We start from the raw sequence: 15,393 nt of genomic DNA, 5'->3' as shown, positions 1-15,393 counted from the left end.
GACGTGTTGACCCTGGCTCCACGTTAATGAGTCCAGACAAGCCAGCGGCCCGCCGCCACGACGTCCAGTCGCAGCGACGGGCCGAGGCCCAGCGGTTTAGCCCGCCATGAACTCGTTATAAGCCGAGGACAGTTCCGGCGACAGCGCGGTCACGTTGCACGCACGCTGGGTGTCCCCGATGGGCGCCAGGATTCCACGCAGGTCGTTGTACTCCTGCGGGTTGGCGGTGAAGTAACCGCGCAGCGTCGCCGCGGCCTGCGGGCGAGGCTGGCTGAACGCGGTGGTCACGGCCTGGTTGGCGCCGGGGTGGCTGTCGAGATATGCGCGCGCGGCGCCGGTGGTGCTGCTGACGGTGCCGGCCACCCCGCTGGCGCTGCAGTCGGGTGCGGCCGCTGCCGTCGGAGCGCCGATCATCGCCGCAGCCACACCGCCGAGCAGGCCGGCGGCACACGTACCGACAATTCCACGACGCGCGGTGGTACCAGTGAATTTCATGATCATTTCCTTTGGCATTAGTGATGGGTCGCGATTGGTGATCGCGGTGATCCCCGCCCGAAATCGAAAGTAGCCGCAATGCCGACGAGCAAAACATCTGCCGATTGAAACCAATGTGACGGAAGTTGTTTCGTTACGCCCTATCAGGGTGAATTGCGCCTCAATACCGAAGAATTGCCGCCGATGATCTTGAATAGTCTCAGAGACCGCCCGGCATTCTTAATTGATCGTGATCTGGCGCCGGAAGCGTGGTAACCAAATCGTTATATGGGTACCCGTCCAGCTAACTTGTCGGGTCACCGCTTGAGTGTTAGCTCGGCCAGGGAGTTGCGGAGCCCGCCATCGTGGTGGATCTGCACTCCTGCCACCGTAAGCATCACAGCGGCAGTTGCCAGATGGACGATCGCATCGGTGGTGTTGTTGGGGAAGGCGAAGACGTACGCCACCTGATTGGAGAAGAAAGCCCAGAGTCCGGGAAGCGCTCCGGCCATCGCGGCGAGCAGCAGATAGAGCACGGCCCACGATTTTCGCCGGCAGAGAATCAGGCCCGGACCGAACAGCGTCAACCCGGCCACGGCGTGCCAGCCGTTGTAGTCCATGCCCAGAATCGGTGTTGTCGGCGCGTCCGGACCGATGGCGAAACTCGGTTCTGCAATGAAACCGACGATTGCCTGCACCACATGAAACAGCGAGATGATCAGCAATCCCCATTGTGCGAAACTCCACCGCCGCATGCCGGGGACGTTACGTCTACTACAGCGTGTAGTCAATGGTGCGAAAGCCGGCTGCAGCGGCTACCAGGTGTCGATGAACCGCGAACGGGGCGCGGGCGTTTCGTGCTGCGCGGCCGCGGCCAACGTGGCAGCGATCAGCTCCCGCGTATCGGCCGGATCGACGACGTCGTCGAGCTCGAACATGGAGGCCGAGTTGAGCGCCCGCGCGTTCTCCTCGGCCGCCGCGGTGGCTGCGCGCACCGCCTGCTCGCGCTCGTCGGGGTCGGCGATGGCCTCCAGTTCCTTGCGCATCCCCAGCCGGACGGCGCCCTCCAGGCCCATCGGGCCGAGGTGAGCGCCCGGCCACGCCACCGTCAGCAGCGGTTCGTGGAGACTACCTCCGCACATCGCCTGTGCGCCCAGGCCGTAGCCACGTCGCAAGATCACCGCGACGAGCGGCACGGTCAGCGCAGCACCGGCCACCAGCAGCCGGGAGCCACGCCGTACCAGGGCCTCGGCCTCGGCCGCCGGGCGACCGCGTCGGGCCGGCCGGCGTCCTCCGTCAGCGCCCGGCGGCGTAGCAGTTCGGCGAGATCGTCGGGCACGGGAACGTCGGGCACGGACGACTCCTAGCTGACCGGGATCTCGGCGGCGATCCGGTCCAGCACCGCGGGATAGCGATTCGCCTCGCGGTGCGCGCCGGGCTTACCGCTGCTGACGACGGCTGCCGACAAGTGTCGCGCCGGATCGGCCCACACCGCGATGTCGACCAGGCCGGTGTGCCCGAATGCCGAAGGCGTGTTGCGGCCGAACGGTCCGAAGCGTTTTCCGCCGAGCATGTACCCGGTGCCCCAGCGCATGGGCTTGAGTCCGGTCGCCACATCCGGGCGCATCCGCCGACACGGCGCCGTCGCAGCCTGCAGTGTCTCCGGCTTCATGATCCGCACCCCGTCGAGTTCGCCTCCGCGGCGCAGGATTTCGGCGAACCGTGACAGCTCGTCGGCATTCGAGACCGTGGTCGACGACGGGATGACACTGGTGAGGAACAGCGGCGTATTGCTCAGCGGGATGATGCGATCCGGCGTCCCGCCGACCGCGGCCCGGAACGCCGCGGCGATCGGTGCCGGCAGCGGCTTGCCGGTGACGTGGCTGGGCGCCACCAGCGGAACCTCGTCGGGCTTGACGCCGTAGTTGGTCCAGCGGAATCCCAGCGGGTCGAGAATCTCCTCGGCGAGGATGTCGCGGATGTTGCGGCCGGTGGCGGCCGAGACGATTTCGCGGACCAGCGGGCCCCAGGTCAGTCCGTGATAGATGTGCACCAGGCCCGGCCGGTACACAGGTTTGAGCAGCGCCAGTTGCTCGCGGGTGTATTCGCTGTCGTCGACGCGGGTGACGTCGGGACGCGGCCCGGTATGGATGGGGACCCCGGCGCTGTGGGTGATGACGTGCCGGATCGTGGTGCGGTCTTTGCCGTGGCTGGTGTAGGTCGGAAGGTAATCGCAGACCCGGTCGTCGAGGGAGAAGTGCCCCTGCTCGACGAGCATGTGGACCACGGTGGTGCTGATGGCCTTGGCCGCCGAGTACACGCAGAACGGGGTCTGTGTGCTGACCGGGATCTTCTCGACATCCGGCCCGTCGTCGGGTCCATTGCCCCAGCCGTGCCCGATCGCGCGGTTGAGGATTACTTTTCCGTTGCGCCGCAGGCACACCTGGATGGCCGGGTGCAGCCCCGCGCCATACCAGTACCGGACCGATTCCCAGATCCGTTCGATGGCCCGGGGATCGATCTCCGAATGATCCTCGTCGCCGATGTCGGTGACAGCGTCCAGGTCGGAAGGGAGGTCGATCTTGCCGGTCGGGGCTGGTTGGCTCATACGGTTTTCCTGGTCAGCGTGGCGGAAAGGTGATGTTGTAGCGGCAGGCCGACCGCACCCATCTGCAGGTCATAGCTCAGCTGATCGCCCTCGACATGGACGGAGCGGGACAGTGCCGCAACGTTTTTGGCTGATGCGGTGAGGCCGATGGTGGACGCGGCCAGCTCCAGGTCGATGCGTCCGTCGGCGACGTGCACGGTGCCTTCCTGAATTTCGGTGATGCCGGTCGGGTGGGCCAGTACCCATTCGACGCGACCGGGCTCGGGCACCCGCAGGTATCCGGTCTCGGCGTGTAGTGGACGACCGTCGTCGCGGGCCTTGGTGCGCTGGCTGTAAGTCAGGAACGGCTTGCCGACGTGGCCGAAGGTGATCTCCTCGAGGTATTCGAACGATTCGATCGTCGGGTATTCACCGGCTCCGGGCCCGGCCCAGGTGCCGAGCAAGGGAGCCAGCACGGTCAGGTTCGGGTGGAGGTCAGGCACAACGACAGGGTACGGCCCGGCTCAGGTGGCTGCCCAGGCCGCGCTCCCCTCCGGCGTGATGCGGTCGCCGCCGCTGCGATATCCGGCGAGGCCCAGAAGCGCGGAGTCCCAACCGACTCCGACCGCCCCGGGACCGAACTGCAGCCAGAACTCGTCGTCGTCGGCCGCGTGCATGATGTGGTTTAGCGTGAAGGTGGCCCAATCCTCACCGGCATCGGTGATGGTGACCTCGATCCAGCTGGTGGCGCCCATGGCCGGCGAGTATGCGCGATGACCACGGCCTGAGCCGTCGGCTCATTCAGGTGTGCTTGTCGCGCTCGCTTGGTCGTGGCGTACACGGTGAACCCGGAGGCCGCCAATGCAGCGCAGACGGTGGCGGTGTCGTGGCGCAGGAATGTCAGCGCCACGTCCCGGCCGAAAGCCTGCTCGTAGATACCCGGTTCCCCGTCGGTCTGGAATGCGAGCAGCAGCCAGCCCGGGTCGGTGAGGATCCGTCGGAATCCGGTGAACAGCTCGGGTAGGGCGTCGGCGGGGGTGTGGATGATCGAGTACCAGGCGCACACTGCGTCGAAGCTTCCCGGGGCGTGTGCGAGGCCGAACATGTCGGCGGTCTGAAACCTCAGCTGAGGCCATCGTCGGCTCGCCAGGGAAACCATCGCCGCAGAACCGTCGACGCCCTCGGCGCACAGGCCACAGTCGGCAAGTTCGGCGGTGGCCTCGCCGGGCCCGCAACCGGCGTCGAGCACCGAGCGGCCGCCGGACTGTGTCACCAGATCGGCGAAAGACCTCAAGACGGCGCGATCGAACGGCCGCTCGTCGAACTGGCCCGCGAACGTCTCGGCGTACTGATCGGCGATCAACTCGTACTGCTCATACACCCGGCCGCCCACCGCGCCAACTCTAGGCAACCGTAAGATTTCGCAGGTGAGCACGCCCGTCAAGCAGGCCGCGCGGTTGCGTGGCGGCCTGGTCGGTGCGTGTTCGGCGCTCACCGCGACAGTCGCCCATACCGCAGCCGGGGGACTGCCTCCGGCGAGTAGCCCGCTGATCGTGCTGTTGCTGCTGTGTGCGGCACTCGGTGCCGCCGTCGGCGGACTGAACCCGGAAACCCGCGCCGCCAGGAGCGGTCTGTTGATCGCCGGGCTGGGTGTGGGCCAGCTGCTCGGCCACCTCGCGCTGGCCACGGCCGGCGGGCATCACCACGGCGGGTCGCTGTTCACTGCCCCGATGGTGGGCATGCACGTCGGCGCCGCGGTGGCCCTCGGTCTGCTGATCGGTGCGGCCGAGTACCTCTACGTGATCTGCGCGTCGGTGCTGTGCTGGCTGCGCATCTTTGCCACCCTCCGGATCCCTGCGTCGGGGCGTCAACCCCGATGGCGCTCGAATGTGGTTGCGGCGCGCCCTGTTCTGTTGCGCGCCGGTCTGGGAATGCGGGCACCACCGTCGGTGTCCGGCATGGGCTGACAGCCCGCACCTTCATCTGAGTCCGTCGGTTTGACGGGCTGTTATCGGTTGCGCGCGTGCGCTTCTCACATTCCTTTCACCTGAAGGCCTTCCATGACCACCACCCCCGACGATCAACTGCGCGAAGAATTCCCTCCGCCCGTCACCACCCATTCCCTCCGCCCGCTGCTGGTGCGGTTGCACTTCTATGCCGGCGTGTTCGTCGGACCGTTCATCCTGATCGCAGCGGTCACCGGGCTGCTCTATGCGCTGATCCCACAGATCGACACCGTCGTCCACCGCGACGAGCTCACGGTCGAGCACGTCGGCACCCAACGTCTGCCGTTGGCCGACCAGATCGCCGCGGCCCGTCGCGTTCACCCGGAAGGCACGGTCGAGAGCATCCGGCCGCCCGTCGAGCCCGACGAGACCACCCAGATTCGGTTGGTGCTGGACCCGGCGCTCAACGATGTTCCACCGGAGTACTCGCGCACGGTCTTCGTCGACCCCTATACGGGTGAGGTGCAAGGCGCGCTGACCACCTACGGGCAGTGGATGCCGGTGCGGGCCTGGTTCGACGAGTTGCACCGCAACCTGCATCTGGGTGCGCTCGGCCGCAACTACTCCGAGCTGGCCGCGAGCTGGATGTGGGTGATCGCCTTGGCCGGGCTGGCCTTGTGGGTCATGCGGCGCCGCGAGAACCGCACGGTGCGCAATCTGGTGGTGCCGGACCGGGCTGCCTCGGGACGACGCCGCACGCTGTCCTGGCACGGTGCGGTAGGGGTGTGGATCGTGGCGGTCCTGCTGGCGTTGTCGGTGTCGGGTATCACCTGGTCCCGTCACGGCGGCGAGACGGTCAACGCCATTCAGGCGAAGTTAAACACCACCGCACCTGCGATCCACACGGGCTTGCCCACAGGTGCGACAGCGGCGCATCACGGCCACCACGGTGGCCCGGCGGACCTGCGCGGTGCCGACACAGTGCTGCAGACCGCCGAGCAGGCCGGCCTACGTGGGCCGATGTGGATGTACCCGCCTTCCGAAGCGGGGCAGGGCTGGAAAGTGGCTGAACGCAAACGTGATTGGCCCACCCGCTACGACGAGATCGCCGTCGACCCGGAAACCGGTGCGGTGACCGACCGGGTGAACTTCGCGCAGTGGCCGCTGCTGGCCAAGCTCACCGAGTGGACCATCGAGGCCCACATGGGCCTGCTGTTCGGCGTCGCCAATCAGATCGTGTTGGCGTTGACCATGATCGGTCTGATCACCGTGATCGTTCGTGGATATCGGATGTGGTGGCAACGCCGGCCCACCCGCGGTTCGGACTGGGCCGTGGGCCGGCCACCGCTGCGCGGAGCGATCCGTCGCCTGCCGGTCTGGGGAATTGCCGCCGTCCTGGCGGTCGCGGTTGCGCTCGGCTGGGCTCTGCCGCTGTTCGGGCTGAGCCTGCTGGCCTTCCTGGTCGTGGACGTGCTGGTAGCCAGGATCGCACGCACTTCACGTTGCTGATCTACGCTCGCGGGTATGACCGATCACGATAAAGCCGCGGCCCGGCGCGAAATCGCCGACGCTCTGCTCAATGCCCTCAACCGGCGGCACGAGGTCCTCGACGTGATCGTTGAAGCCGACGATCGCCCGGCCGCCGTCAACGCAGTTGCCGACCTGCTCGGCACCTCACATCTGGCGGCCGAGGCCGTGGTGGGGTTGTCGTTCTCCCAGATCACCAAGGACTCCCGGCGTGGCATCGCCGCCGAACTCGACGACTTGAACAGCCAGCTGAGCTTCACCGTCGCCGAGCGGCCGGCCGCCTCGGGCGAGTCGTTGGAGCTGCGGGCATTCCAGGCCCCCGACGACCGCGACATCTTCGAGGCCAGGACCGCCGACGTGAAATCGTCCGGGGACGGCAGCGGGGCTCCCGCGGCCGATGTGGACGACGAGATCAAGGCGGCGCTGGACCGGGTGTACGCCGAGGAGGCGGCCTGGTTCGTCGCGCTGGAGGGCGACCAGAAGGTCGGCATGGTGTTCGGCGAGCTGACCCACGGCGAGGTCAACGTCCGGATCTGGGTCCGGCCGGAGTTCCGCAAGCGCGGGTACGGAACGGCGGCCCTGCGTAAGTGCCGCTCGGAGATGGCGACGTATTTCCCGGCCGTGCCGATGGTGGTGCGGGCGCCGGGCGCCGAACCCCCGGCCTGAGCCGTCTCAGCCGCCGGACTGCAGGCTCACGACGATGGCGCGGGCCATGGTCTCGGCACGCTGTCGGGAGTAGTCGCGTCCCTCGGACAGGACGGGATAGACCACGCCGCCGAGCAGGGCGTCGGCCGCCGCTGACGCCAGGTCGGCATCGACGTGTTCGGCCAGCAGTCGGGTGCGCACGGAATCGAGCAGCGGTCGGCTGAAACCCGCCCGTAGTCGGGCTGCGGTGTCCTCGTGCTCCAGCGATGCCGCGGTGAGGATGCGCAGCATGGCGTTGCCGCGTTTGGTGGTCAGTGCCGCGGCCAGCGTGCCGGCCCACGACACCAGGTCTGCGGTGACGTCGTCTGTGCGCGGCATGGCGGCCAGGATCTTGTCGGCGTCCTCCAACAGGACGTCGGCGACCAGGGCCGGCCGGCTCGGCCACCAGCGGTAGATGGTCTGCTTGCCAACTCCGGCCCGCGCTGCGACGGCCTCGATGCTCAACCCGTCGAAACCCCGCTCCAGCAGCAATGCGCGGGTGGCGTCGATGATCGCCCCCCGCGACTTCTCGCTGCGCCGCCGCGGTGGCGAAACCTCGTTCGCAGAGCGCGTCATCGGCATGTCCTCGTCGGTCCGTCGCTGGGATCTTTACACGGAAAGCTACCCGCCGTAGTCTCCCACAAGACGAGACGGAGCGTCTCGTAAACGAGTGGGACGACGAACGCAAGGGCGCATGGCAACAAAGAAACTGGTCATGGGGGCCAGCGGGTTCCTCGGTTCGCATGTCGCCCGGCGGCTCGTCGAACGCGGTGAGAACGTGCGAGTGCTCATCCGCAGTACCAGCTCCACCCGGGCGATCGACGATCTCGACGTGGAGCGGGTGTACGGCGATATCTTCGACCCCGAGTCGGTGCGCGCCGCGATGGACGACTGCGACGTGGTGTACTACTGCGTGGTCGACGCCAGGGCCTGGCTGCATGATCCGGCTCCGCTGTGGCACACCAATATCGAAGGGCTCCAAGAGGTTCTGGATGTTGCGGTAGAGGCAGGGCTGAGCAAGTTCGTCTTCACCAGCTCGATCGCCACGATCGGTGTCGCCGAAACCGGTTTGGCCACTGAGGATCTGCCGAACAACTGGCTCGACGTCGGCGGCGACTATGTCCACACCAGGGTGCTGGCCGAGCAGATGGTGCTGCGGTACGCCCGCGAGCACGGGCTGCCCGCGGTGGCCATGTGCGTCTCCAACACCTACGGCCCGGGTGATTGGTTGCCGACGCCGCACGGACGGTTGGTGGCCGCCGCGGTTCGCGGAAAGATGCCATTTTATGTGAGGGGCGCGGCGGCCGAGACCGTCGGTATCGCCGACGCCGCCGAGGCACTGATCCTGGCCGGTGACAAGGGCCGGGTCGGGGAACGCTACATCGTGTCCGAACGCTTCATGACGGCCCAGGAGATCTACCGGACCGCCTGTGCGGCCGTCGATGTCGAACCGCGCGGGCGCGGGGTGCCGATCGGACTGCTGGCGGCGGCCGGCGCGGTGGTCGATCCATTGGCGCGCCTGCGAAAGAAAGAAAACCAGCTCAGCCCCCTGACCGTGCGGTTGATGCACATCATGTCGCCGATGGATCACGGCAAGGCGGTACGTGAACTCGGTTGGCAACCGCGGCCCGTGGCTGAATCCATCGCCGAGGGTGCACGGTTCTTCGCCTCCGGCCGATATGCATCGAGGCGGCGCGCATGAGCCACGCCTCCAGCCACGTCTCCATTGCCGTCACACCCGAGCAACAGCAACTGGGTGAGGCCGTCACACGGTTCGCGGCCCGGCACGCCCCGGTCGAGGGGACCCGTTCCTCGTTGGCCGACCTGGCGGAGGGAAACCTGCCGTCCTGGTGGAAGGACTTGGTGGACGGCGGTTTCCATGCCGTACACCTACCGGAATCGGTGGGCGGGCAAGGCGGTGGGCTCGAAGACATGGCCTGCGTGCTGGAGGCCGCCGGAGCCGCTCTGTTGCCCGGACCGCTGCTCACCACGGCGATCGCCGGGGCCGTCCTGGATGCCGAGCAGGGCACCGCGGCCGAGACGTTGCTCAAGGAGATCGCCGCGGGAACCCCGGCGGTTGTGGTGTCCGACCATTGGTCCGACATCCGGGGCCGGCCAGACGGAGAAGGCTGGCGGCTCACCGGGTCGTCCGGACTGGCCCTGGGTGTCTGCTCGGCGCAGCGTGTGGTGGTGCCTTTCCGCGATGAGACTGGTGTTCTCCGGTGGGCGGCGCTGGAACCCCTTGCCGGACAGGTGGAATCACGCCGCGGAACCGATCTGACGACGGATCTGGGCGTCCTGCATCTTCAGGACCAGTCCGTGTCCGCCTCGGCGGTGCTGACCGGGATGGACGCCGATCGGGTGACGGCGGTGACGGTCGCGTTCACCGCGTCGGTGGCCGCCGGCATCACGCAGTGGTGTGTGCACACCGTCACCGAGCACCTGCGCACCCGGGAACAATTCGGCAAACCGATCGGTACGTTCCAGGCTCTGCAGCACAAGGCGGCAATGCTTTTGGTGAACAGTGCCCTGGCCACGGCAGCGGCCTGGGACGCGGTGCGGTCTCTGAGCGGATCCGACGATGCCGACCAGCACCGCCTCACCGCCTGCTCGGCCGCGGTGATGGCGGTCATGCCGGGTCCGGGTCTGGTGCTCGAGGCGCTCACCATGCTGGGCGCCATCGGCTTCACGTGGGAGCACGACCTGCACTTGTACTGGCGGCGGGCCACGAGTCTGGCCGCCTCGATCGGCCCGGTATCACGGTGGACCCGGGCACTCGGTGAGCTGTCGGGTACCGCGACGCGCGACGTGACGGTGAATCTCGGCGACGCTGACGCGGATTTCCGGGCTCGGGTCGCCGAGGTCTTGGACCGTGCACTTGAGTTGTCCGACAACGGTTTCGGAAAACAGGGTGATTATCCCGAGTTCACCGTCGGCGCCCGACGCGAGTTGCTGGCCGGCGCCGGACTGATCGCCCCGCAGTGGCCCGCGCCGTGGGGGCTCGACGCCGGTGTGCGCCGGCAGCTGATCGTGGCCGAGGAGTTCGCACGGCGCGCCGAGTTGGTGCGGCCGTCGGTGAGCATCGCCGAGTGGATTCTGCCGAGCGTCATCGCGGCCGGATCGGCCGAACTGCAACAACGTTTCGTACCCGCCACCCTGCGCGGCGAACTGGCGTGGTGCCAACTGTTCAGCGAACCCGGTGCCGGCTCCGACTTGGCATCCTTGAGCACCCGGGCCGAGCGGGTCGAGGGCGGCTGGCGCATCAACGGACACAAGATCTGGACGTCGCTGGCGCATCGAGCTGATTTCGGCGCGCTGCTGGCCCGCACCGATCCGGACGCCGCCAAGCACCGTGGCATCGGTTACTTCATTCTCGACATGCGCTCGCCGGGCGTGGAATTCCGGCCGATCACCCAATCCAGTGGGCGGGCCGAGTTCAACGAGGTGTTCCTCACCGACGTCTTCATCCCCGACGAGATGCTGCTCGGCGACCCAGGGTCGGGCTGGCAGTTGGCGATCAGCACCATGGCGCATGAGCGGGTGGCGATCAGCGGTTACGTCAACATCGATCGGATGGGTGCGCTGCGCGAACTCGTCGCGGGTAGCCCCGATCCCGACCCGATCCGGCACGCCATCGGCGAGATCGACGCATACACGAACGCGCTCAAGGCTTTGGGCGTGCGCGAGACCCTGCGGTTGCTCGACGGTCAGCCACCGGGGCCGGCGTCGAGCATCGCCAAGGTGGCCACCAATGTGATGCTGCGCCGGGCCGCCGAGCTCACCCTCGGCCTCACCGGGCCGCTCGCGCTGGAACAGGACAGCAGCCCCGCGGTGGTGTCGCCCTATCTGGACCTGCCGGCCGAGCTGATCGGCGGTGGCACCACCGAGATCCAACTCAACATCATCGCCCAGATGATCCTGGGTCTGCCCCGTAAGTGAGGAGCGAGTATGGGAGCGCATAGGGGACTGCAGGGCGGAGCCGCGATCGTCGGCTACGTCGAGCTGCCGCCGGAGCGGATGAACAAAGCGGCGCCGGCCCCGTTCACCTTGGAGCAGTGGGCGTTGTTGTCGGCGGCCGCGCTGGAGGATGCCGGTCTGTCGGCCGAGCAGGTCGACGGCATCGTCACCTCGCATCTCGGCGAATCCGAGATCTTCGTGCCGTCCACCGTGGCCGAGTATCTGGGCGTGCGAGCCAATTTCGCCGAACTGGTCGACCTGGGTGGAGCCAGCGCCGCGGGCATGGTGTGGCGGGCCGCAGCCGCGATCGAGCTGGGCCTGTGCGACGTGGTGCTGTGCGCGCTGCCGGCGCGCTACATCACCCACAGCTCGGAGCACAAACCGCCGACCCTGAGCGACGCGGTGTTCTTCGGTTCGTCCAGCAACCAATTCGGCTCTCCGCAGGCCGAATTCGAGATCCCCTACGGCAATCTGGGCCAGAACGGCCCGTACGGGCAGGTGGCGCAGCGCTATGCCTACGAGTACGGCTACGACGAGCGGGCGATGGCCAAGATCGTGGTGGACCAACGCGTCAACGCCAACCACACCGAAGGCGCCATCTGGAAAGACACCCCGCTGAGCATCGAGGACGTGCTGAACAGTCCGGTGATCGCCGACCCGCTGCACATGCTGGAGATCGTCATGCCGTGTGTCGGCGGGGCCGCGGTCGTCGTGGCCGGCGCCGAGGTGGCCGCCCGCGCCCGCAACCGGCCGGTGTGGGTCAAGGGTTTTGGCGAGCACGTGCCGTTCAAGACCCCCACGTACGCCGAGAACCTCCTGGACACCCCGATCCGCAAGGCGGCCGACACCGCGTTCGGGATGACCGGGCTGACCCGCAGCCAGATGGACATGGTGTCGATCTACGACTGCTACACCATCACGGTCCTGCTCAGCCTGGAGGACGCCGGGTTCTGTGAGAAGGGCAAGGGCATGTCGTTCGTCTCCGATCACGACCTGACCTTCCGGGGCGACTTCCCACTCAACACCGCCGGCGGCCAACTCGGTTTCGGCCAGGCCGGATTGGCTGGCGGCATGCACCACGTATGCGATGCGACCCGTCAGATCATGGGGCGGGCCGGTGCGGCTCAGGTGGCCCACTGTGATCGCGCGTTCGTCTCCGGCAATGGCGGCATCCTGTCGGAGCAAACCACCCTGATCCTGGAAGGCGACTGACACCGATGAACGGATTCGCCCGGCCCCTGCCGGTGAAAACCCCTACCAGTGCGCCGTTCTGGGATGCGTTGGCGCAGCACCGCATCGTCATCCAGTACTCGCCGTCGACGCAGGCCTACGTGTTCTACCCACGGGTGCTCGCCCCGCGGACCCTGGCCGATGACCTCGAGTGGCGCGAGATCTCCGGGATGGGAACGCTGTACTCCTACACCGTGGCCCGGCGCCCGGTCGGTCCGCACTTCGCCGACGCGGTTCCGCAAATGCTGGCGATCGTGGAATGGGATGAGGGACCGCGGTTCTCCACCGAGATGGTGGACATCGAGCCGGACAACCTCAGCGTCGGGATGCGGGTCAAACCCGTCTTCTGCGACCAGCCGGAAGCGTTTGCCGGAGCGGGTGTCACGATGCTGCGCTACACGCGGGCTTGATCACATCACTTGGCAGGAGGCTCACAGCGTAGGAGTATGGAGTCATGCTAACCATACGAAAACTCATGGGGCCAGTGTTCGTAGCGGGAGCCGCAGCGGCGATTGCAGCAGGACCGACAGCCGCACTTCTTTCCGATGCGCCTGCCTCGACCGCCACGATCAGCGCTCAACCCAGCGGTAGTGGCGACGCCGGCGGCGGCGGTGGCTGCGACAGCGGCCCCGGCTGGCAGGGCTGTGGTGGCTGGAACCCCGCGCAGGGCGGTTGGGGTCACGGCTGCATCAACGGCATCTGCGGTGGCTGGGACGGCCAACGCGGCTGGGGTAACTGATAGCCCGGCCCGGCGCAGGCTCGTGGACGCCTGCCCGCCTCGGTGATCTCACCAACAGGCGGATTGTGGTGACCGGCGCCACCAACGGCGTCGGACTCGGTACCGCGAGGGCTCTGACGCGCGCCGGTGCGCACGTCATCCTCGCGGTGCGCAACACCGAGCTGGGTGCGCAGCGTGCTGCCGAGATCGGCGGATCGACCGAGGTGATCGAACTCGACCTGGCCGACTTGTCCTCGGTGCGTGCGTTTCCCGGGAAGCTGGACGGTGACGTCGACGTCCTGGTGAACAACGCCGGGGCGCTCAGTCAGCACCGCACCGATACCGTCGACGGTTTCGAGATGACCATCGGGACAAACCTGTTGGGGCCATTCGCGTTGACGAATCTGCTGTTCGACCGGATCCGGACGCAGATCGTCAACGTCGGCTCCGACGCCCACAAATCGGCGACGCTACGACTCGACGATCTGCACCTGCGCCACCATAAATGGACGGTGATGGGCGCGTACGCCGCCTCCAAGCTCGCGGTGATGCTGTGGGGCCTGGAGCTCGACCGTCGGCTGAGGGCCGCGAAATCACCTGTGTTCACCCAACTTACGCATCCCGGTTGGGTGTCCTCCAACCTGCCGAACGTGTCCGACAAACCGCTGATGTCGATGGTGCAGCGCGGTGTCAAGCCGGTGGCCGACGTGTTCGCCAACGACATCGACGAGGGAGCCGCTCCGACGCTGTACTGCCTGAGCGAACCGATTCCGCCCGGCAGCTACGTCGGGGTCGAGGGCAGGTTCGGCCTACGCGGCGGGCCGGTGCTGATCGGGCGCTCGGCGCTGGCGTGTGATTACGAGACCGCGGCCCGTGTCGTCGAATTCGCCGAACAGGAAACCGGCACGACCATTCCGGTCTAGCCGGAGGCCTCCGGCGCCGCGGCGGTGAGGGCCTGCGCCGCCGAGCCGAACATGACCTGCTTGATCGCGCCGAGGGTGCCGGAGTCCTTGCCACCCAACGGCCGCAGCAGTTCGGTGGCGGTGGTGGTGACCGACCCTTCGGGTGCGGTGTCGTCGACCAGACCGTGGGCGTGGGCGTCGGTGCCGCCGAACCGGCGGCCGGTGGTCATCGAGGCGACGGCCGCCTGCGGCGTGAGTTTGGCCTGGATCAGCGCGGCCATTCCCGGGGTGAACGGGATCCGGATGTCGACCTCGGGGAAGCAGAAGAACCCGCGGTCCGCACGCATCACCCGGAAATCGTGGGCCATGGCGAGCATGGCGCCGGCGCCGAAGGCGTGGCCGACCACCGCGGCCGCCGTCGGGATCGGCAGGGTCAGTACGCGAGCCAGCAGACCCTGTACCCGGCCGACGTACCAGGCGCCCTGATCGCTGTGGGCGCCGAGCCAATCCAGATCCAGGCCGTTGGAATAGAACTTGCTGTCGGCGGTGGTCACCAGGGCGTGCGCACCCTTGGCCAGCACGGTGTCGAGGTGGGTGTGGATGTCTTCGAGAAATTCGGGGGAGAACCGGTTCTCGTCGTCGCCGAGGTCCAGCACGGCGATGTCGCCGTCGTAATCCAGGGTGGCGGTCATGAGCGTCCTTTCGGTTGAGGGAGGGGAGCGGGGCCGACCGTCAGCACGGCCGTCACGGCCGCATTGAGATGGTGGCGGGCAGTCGGGTCGGCAAGACGATTGCGCTGCAACAGGATTGCCGTCGGCAGGTCGACGATGCACGTCGTCACGGTGTCGACGGCGGCCCGGTCGCACCGGTCCCACGCAGCCGTCGCAAGCTCGATCATCAAATCGACCAATTGGGTTTCCAGGGCCTGCAATTGCTCGGCGAGGTCCCCGGGCACGTCGGGGCCGAGGATCTGTTCACGGCGCACCTGCAGCAGCAACCGGGCCGAGGCCGGGTGACGCTCGGCGAAGACCACCGGCGCGTAGGCCGCGGCGGCGATGGCGTCGGTGCCGGGTCGAGCGGCGTCGACCAGCTCGCGTTGCAACGCCAGGAATCGACGCCCGGCCCGCAGCCAGGCCTGCCCCAGCAAGCCGGCGCGGGATCCGAACGAGTGATACAGCGCGCCGTTGGACAACCCGACCGCCTCACTGATGGCGCGGATGGTCACTGCTGCCGGTCCGGCCTGTGCAGCCAGGGTTTCGGCAGCATCGAGAACCGCATCGGGGTCATAGCGTCGGGGCCGGGGCACCTCGACACGGTAACAGAGCACTTGCTCTGTTAAAAAGAAAGTAGTTGACGATGACTAAGGTG

The 15,393-nt window shown here is 67.4% G+C and carries 18 protein-coding genes and 2 pseudogenes; 9 read left to right on the top strand and 11 right to left on the bottom strand.

Annotation, left to right across the window (positions count from 1 at the left end; translation table 11 throughout):
- Window positions 1-96: 96 nt before the first annotated feature.
- The 8 genes and pseudogenes from A5740_RS08900 to A5740_RS08870 all read right to left on the bottom strand — a co-directional run bounded on the left by A5740_RS08900 (window position 97) and on the right by A5740_RS08870 (window position 4,454).
- A complete protein-coding gene (locus A5740_RS08900) occupies window positions 97-495 on the bottom strand; it encodes a heme-binding protein (RefSeq protein ID WP_076193327.1) in 399 nt (132 codons plus the stop codon).
- A 296-nt stretch (window positions 496-791) separates the two neighbouring features.
- A complete protein-coding gene (locus A5740_RS08895) occupies window positions 792-1,229 on the bottom strand; it encodes a DUF4383 domain-containing protein (RefSeq protein ID WP_076193252.1) in 438 nt (145 codons plus the stop codon).
- Window positions 1,230-1,289: 60 nt separating this feature from the next.
- Window positions 1,290-1,739, bottom strand: a pseudogene (locus tag A5740_RS08890) (carboxyl transferase domain-containing protein); the annotation flags it as partial.
- Window positions 1,673-1,828 (bottom strand): DUF3379 domain-containing protein, encoded by a 156-nt coding sequence (locus A5740_RS28260; protein ID WP_139335019.1) that lies wholly within the window; start codon window positions 1,826-1,828, stop codon window positions 1,673-1,675. The pseudogene A5740_RS08890 and the gene A5740_RS28260, both read right to left, overlap by 67 nt.
- A gap of 9 nt (window positions 1,829-1,837) precedes the next feature.
- Window positions 1,838-3,082: a lipase LipE gene (lipE, locus tag A5740_RS08885; RefSeq protein ID WP_076193249.1), complete on the bottom strand. Its 1,245-nt coding sequence runs from the start codon at window positions 3,080-3,082 to the stop codon at window positions 1,838-1,840.
- Window positions 3,079-3,564 carry a peroxynitrite isomerase gene (locus A5740_RS08880; RefSeq protein ID WP_076193248.1) on the bottom strand — a complete coding sequence of 162 codons (486 nt, stop codon included), beginning with the start codon at window positions 3,562-3,564 and terminating at the stop codon, window positions 3,079-3,081. Before A5740_RS08880 ends, lipE begins: the two co-directional genes overlap by 4 nt.
- A 27-nt stretch (window positions 3,565-3,591) precedes the next feature.
- A pseudogene (locus A5740_RS08875) lies at window positions 3,592-3,819 on the bottom strand (polyketide cyclase); the annotation flags it as partial.
- A complete protein-coding gene (locus tag A5740_RS08870) occupies window positions 3,747-4,454 on the bottom strand; it encodes a class I SAM-dependent methyltransferase (RefSeq protein WP_076193247.1) in 708 nt (235 codons plus the stop codon). The gene A5740_RS08870 and the pseudogene A5740_RS08875, both read right to left, overlap by 73 nt.
- Window positions 4,455-4,488: 34 nt before the next feature.
- On the opposite strand from A5740_RS08870, the gene A5740_RS08865 reads away from it, so the two are divergent.
- From A5740_RS08865 to A5740_RS08855, 3 genes are all read left to right on the top strand, one after another.
- On the top strand, window positions 4,489-5,028 hold the full coding sequence (locus A5740_RS08865) for a hypothetical protein (protein ID WP_076193246.1): 540 nt from the start codon (window positions 4,489-4,491) through the stop codon (window positions 5,026-5,028).
- 93 nt (window positions 5,029-5,121) lie between these two features.
- On the top strand, window positions 5,122-6,516 hold the full coding sequence (locus A5740_RS08860; RefSeq protein ID WP_076193245.1) for a PepSY domain-containing protein: 1,395 nt from the start codon (window positions 5,122-5,124) through the stop codon (window positions 6,514-6,516).
- A gap of 15 nt (window positions 6,517-6,531) precedes the next feature.
- Window positions 6,532-7,200 carry a GNAT family N-acetyltransferase gene (locus tag A5740_RS08855; RefSeq protein WP_076193244.1) on the top strand — a complete coding sequence of 223 codons (669 nt, stop codon included), beginning with the start codon at window positions 6,532-6,534 and terminating at the stop codon, window positions 7,198-7,200.
- 6 nt (window positions 7,201-7,206) lie between these two features.
- Here the strand turns inward: A5740_RS08855 and A5740_RS08850 are convergent, their stop codons facing one another.
- On the bottom strand, window positions 7,207-7,800 hold the full coding sequence (locus A5740_RS08850; protein ID WP_083653979.1) for a TetR/AcrR family transcriptional regulator: 594 nt from the start codon (window positions 7,798-7,800) through the stop codon (window positions 7,207-7,209).
- Window positions 7,801-7,912: 112 nt separating this feature from the next.
- Between A5740_RS08850 and A5740_RS08845 the strand changes: the two genes are divergently transcribed.
- The 6 genes from A5740_RS08845 to A5740_RS08820 are packed head-to-tail and all read left to right on the top strand — an operon-like array spanning window position 7,913 to window position 14,046.
- Window positions 7,913-8,920, top strand: a complete 1,008-nt coding sequence (locus A5740_RS08845) for an NAD-dependent epimerase/dehydratase family protein (protein ID WP_076193243.1) — start codon at window positions 7,913-7,915, stop codon at window positions 8,918-8,920.
- The gene (locus A5740_RS08840) at window positions 8,917-11,157 is read left to right on the top strand and encodes an acyl-CoA dehydrogenase (protein WP_076193242.1); all 2,241 of its coding nucleotides are present in this window, start codon (window positions 8,917-8,919) and stop codon (window positions 11,155-11,157) included. The genes A5740_RS08845 and A5740_RS08840 overlap by 4 nt, the downstream gene beginning before the upstream one ends.
- Before the next feature lie 9 nt (window positions 11,158-11,166).
- Window positions 11,167-12,387, top strand: coding sequence for a thiolase family protein (locus A5740_RS08835; RefSeq protein WP_076193241.1), 1,221 nt, complete (start codon window positions 11,167-11,169; stop codon window positions 12,385-12,387).
- A gap of 5 nt (window positions 12,388-12,392) precedes the next feature.
- A complete protein-coding gene (locus A5740_RS08830) occupies window positions 12,393-12,815 on the top strand; it encodes a Zn-ribbon domain-containing OB-fold protein (RefSeq protein WP_076193240.1) in 423 nt (140 codons plus the stop codon).
- 44 nt (window positions 12,816-12,859) lie between these two features.
- On the top strand, window positions 12,860-13,144 hold the full coding sequence (locus A5740_RS08825; protein WP_076193238.1) for a hypothetical protein: 285 nt from the start codon (window positions 12,860-12,862) through the stop codon (window positions 13,142-13,144).
- The gene (locus tag A5740_RS08820; RefSeq protein ID WP_076193237.1) at window positions 13,144-14,046 is read left to right on the top strand and encodes an SDR family NAD(P)-dependent oxidoreductase; all 903 of its coding nucleotides are present in this window, start codon (window positions 13,144-13,146) and stop codon (window positions 14,044-14,046) included. The genes A5740_RS08825 and A5740_RS08820 overlap by 1 nt, the downstream gene beginning before the upstream one ends.
- Here A5740_RS08820 and A5740_RS08815 read toward each other — a convergent pair.
- Window positions 14,043-14,717 carry an enoyl-CoA hydratase/isomerase family protein gene (locus tag A5740_RS08815; RefSeq protein ID WP_076193235.1) on the bottom strand — a complete coding sequence of 225 codons (675 nt, stop codon included), beginning with the start codon at window positions 14,715-14,717 and terminating at the stop codon, window positions 14,043-14,045. The two genes, A5740_RS08820 and A5740_RS08815, sit on opposite strands and share 4 nt — an antisense overlap.
- The gene (locus tag A5740_RS08810; RefSeq protein ID WP_076193323.1) at window positions 14,714-15,331 is read right to left on the bottom strand and encodes a TetR/AcrR family transcriptional regulator; all 618 of its coding nucleotides are present in this window, start codon (window positions 15,329-15,331) and stop codon (window positions 14,714-14,716) included. The genes A5740_RS08815 and A5740_RS08810 overlap by 4 nt, the downstream gene beginning before the upstream one ends.
- Window positions 15,332-15,393: the final 62 nt, after the last annotated feature.

Source organism: Mycobacterium sp. GA-1841 (genome assembly GCF_001954135.1).
GTDB lineage: Bacteria > Actinomycetota > Actinomycetes > Mycobacteriales > Mycobacteriaceae > Mycobacterium.
This window is presented reverse-complemented; position numbering and strand designations above follow the sequence as displayed.

What these genes read in the sequence shown, in the direction of transcription:
- A5740_RS08860 (WP_076193245.1), top strand. Translation starts at nt 5,122, where the DNA reads ATGACCACCACCCCCGACGATCAACTGCGCGAAGAATTCCCTCCGCCC.
- A5740_RS08895 (WP_076193252.1), bottom strand. Translation starts at nt 1,229, where the DNA reads ATGCGGCGGTGGAGTTTCGCACAATGGGGATTGCTGATCATCTCGCTG.
- A5740_RS08840 (WP_076193242.1), top strand. Translation starts at nt 8,917, where the DNA reads ATGAGCCACGCCTCCAGCCACGTCTCCATTGCCGTCACACCCGAGCAA.
- A5740_RS08835 (WP_076193241.1), top strand. Translation starts at nt 11,167, where the DNA reads ATGGGAGCGCATAGGGGACTGCAGGGCGGAGCCGCGATCGTCGGCTAC.
- A5740_RS08855 (WP_076193244.1), top strand. Translation starts at nt 6,532, where the DNA reads ATGACCGATCACGATAAAGCCGCGGCCCGGCGCGAAATCGCCGACGCT.
- A5740_RS08830 (WP_076193240.1), top strand. Translation starts at nt 12,393, where the DNA reads ATGAACGGATTCGCCCGGCCCCTGCCGGTGAAAACCCCTACCAGTGCG.
- A5740_RS08825 (WP_076193238.1), top strand. Translation starts at nt 12,860, where the DNA reads ATGCTAACCATACGAAAACTCATGGGGCCAGTGTTCGTAGCGGGAGCC.
- A5740_RS08845 (WP_076193243.1), top strand. Translation starts at nt 7,913, where the DNA reads ATGGCAACAAAGAAACTGGTCATGGGGGCCAGCGGGTTCCTCGGTTCG.
- A5740_RS08900 (WP_076193327.1), bottom strand. Translation starts at nt 495, where the DNA reads ATGAAATTCACTGGTACCACCGCGCGTCGTGGAATTGTCGGTACGTGT.
- A5740_RS08815 (WP_076193235.1), bottom strand. Translation starts at nt 14,717, where the DNA reads ATGACCGCCACCCTGGATTACGACGGCGACATCGCCGTGCTGGACCTC.
- lipE (WP_076193249.1), bottom strand. Translation starts at nt 3,082, where the DNA reads ATGAGCCAACCAGCCCCGACCGGCAAGATCGACCTCCCTTCCGACCTG.
- A5740_RS08850 (WP_083653979.1), bottom strand. Translation starts at nt 7,800, where the DNA reads ATGCCGATGACGCGCTCTGCGAACGAGGTTTCGCCACCGCGGCGGCGC.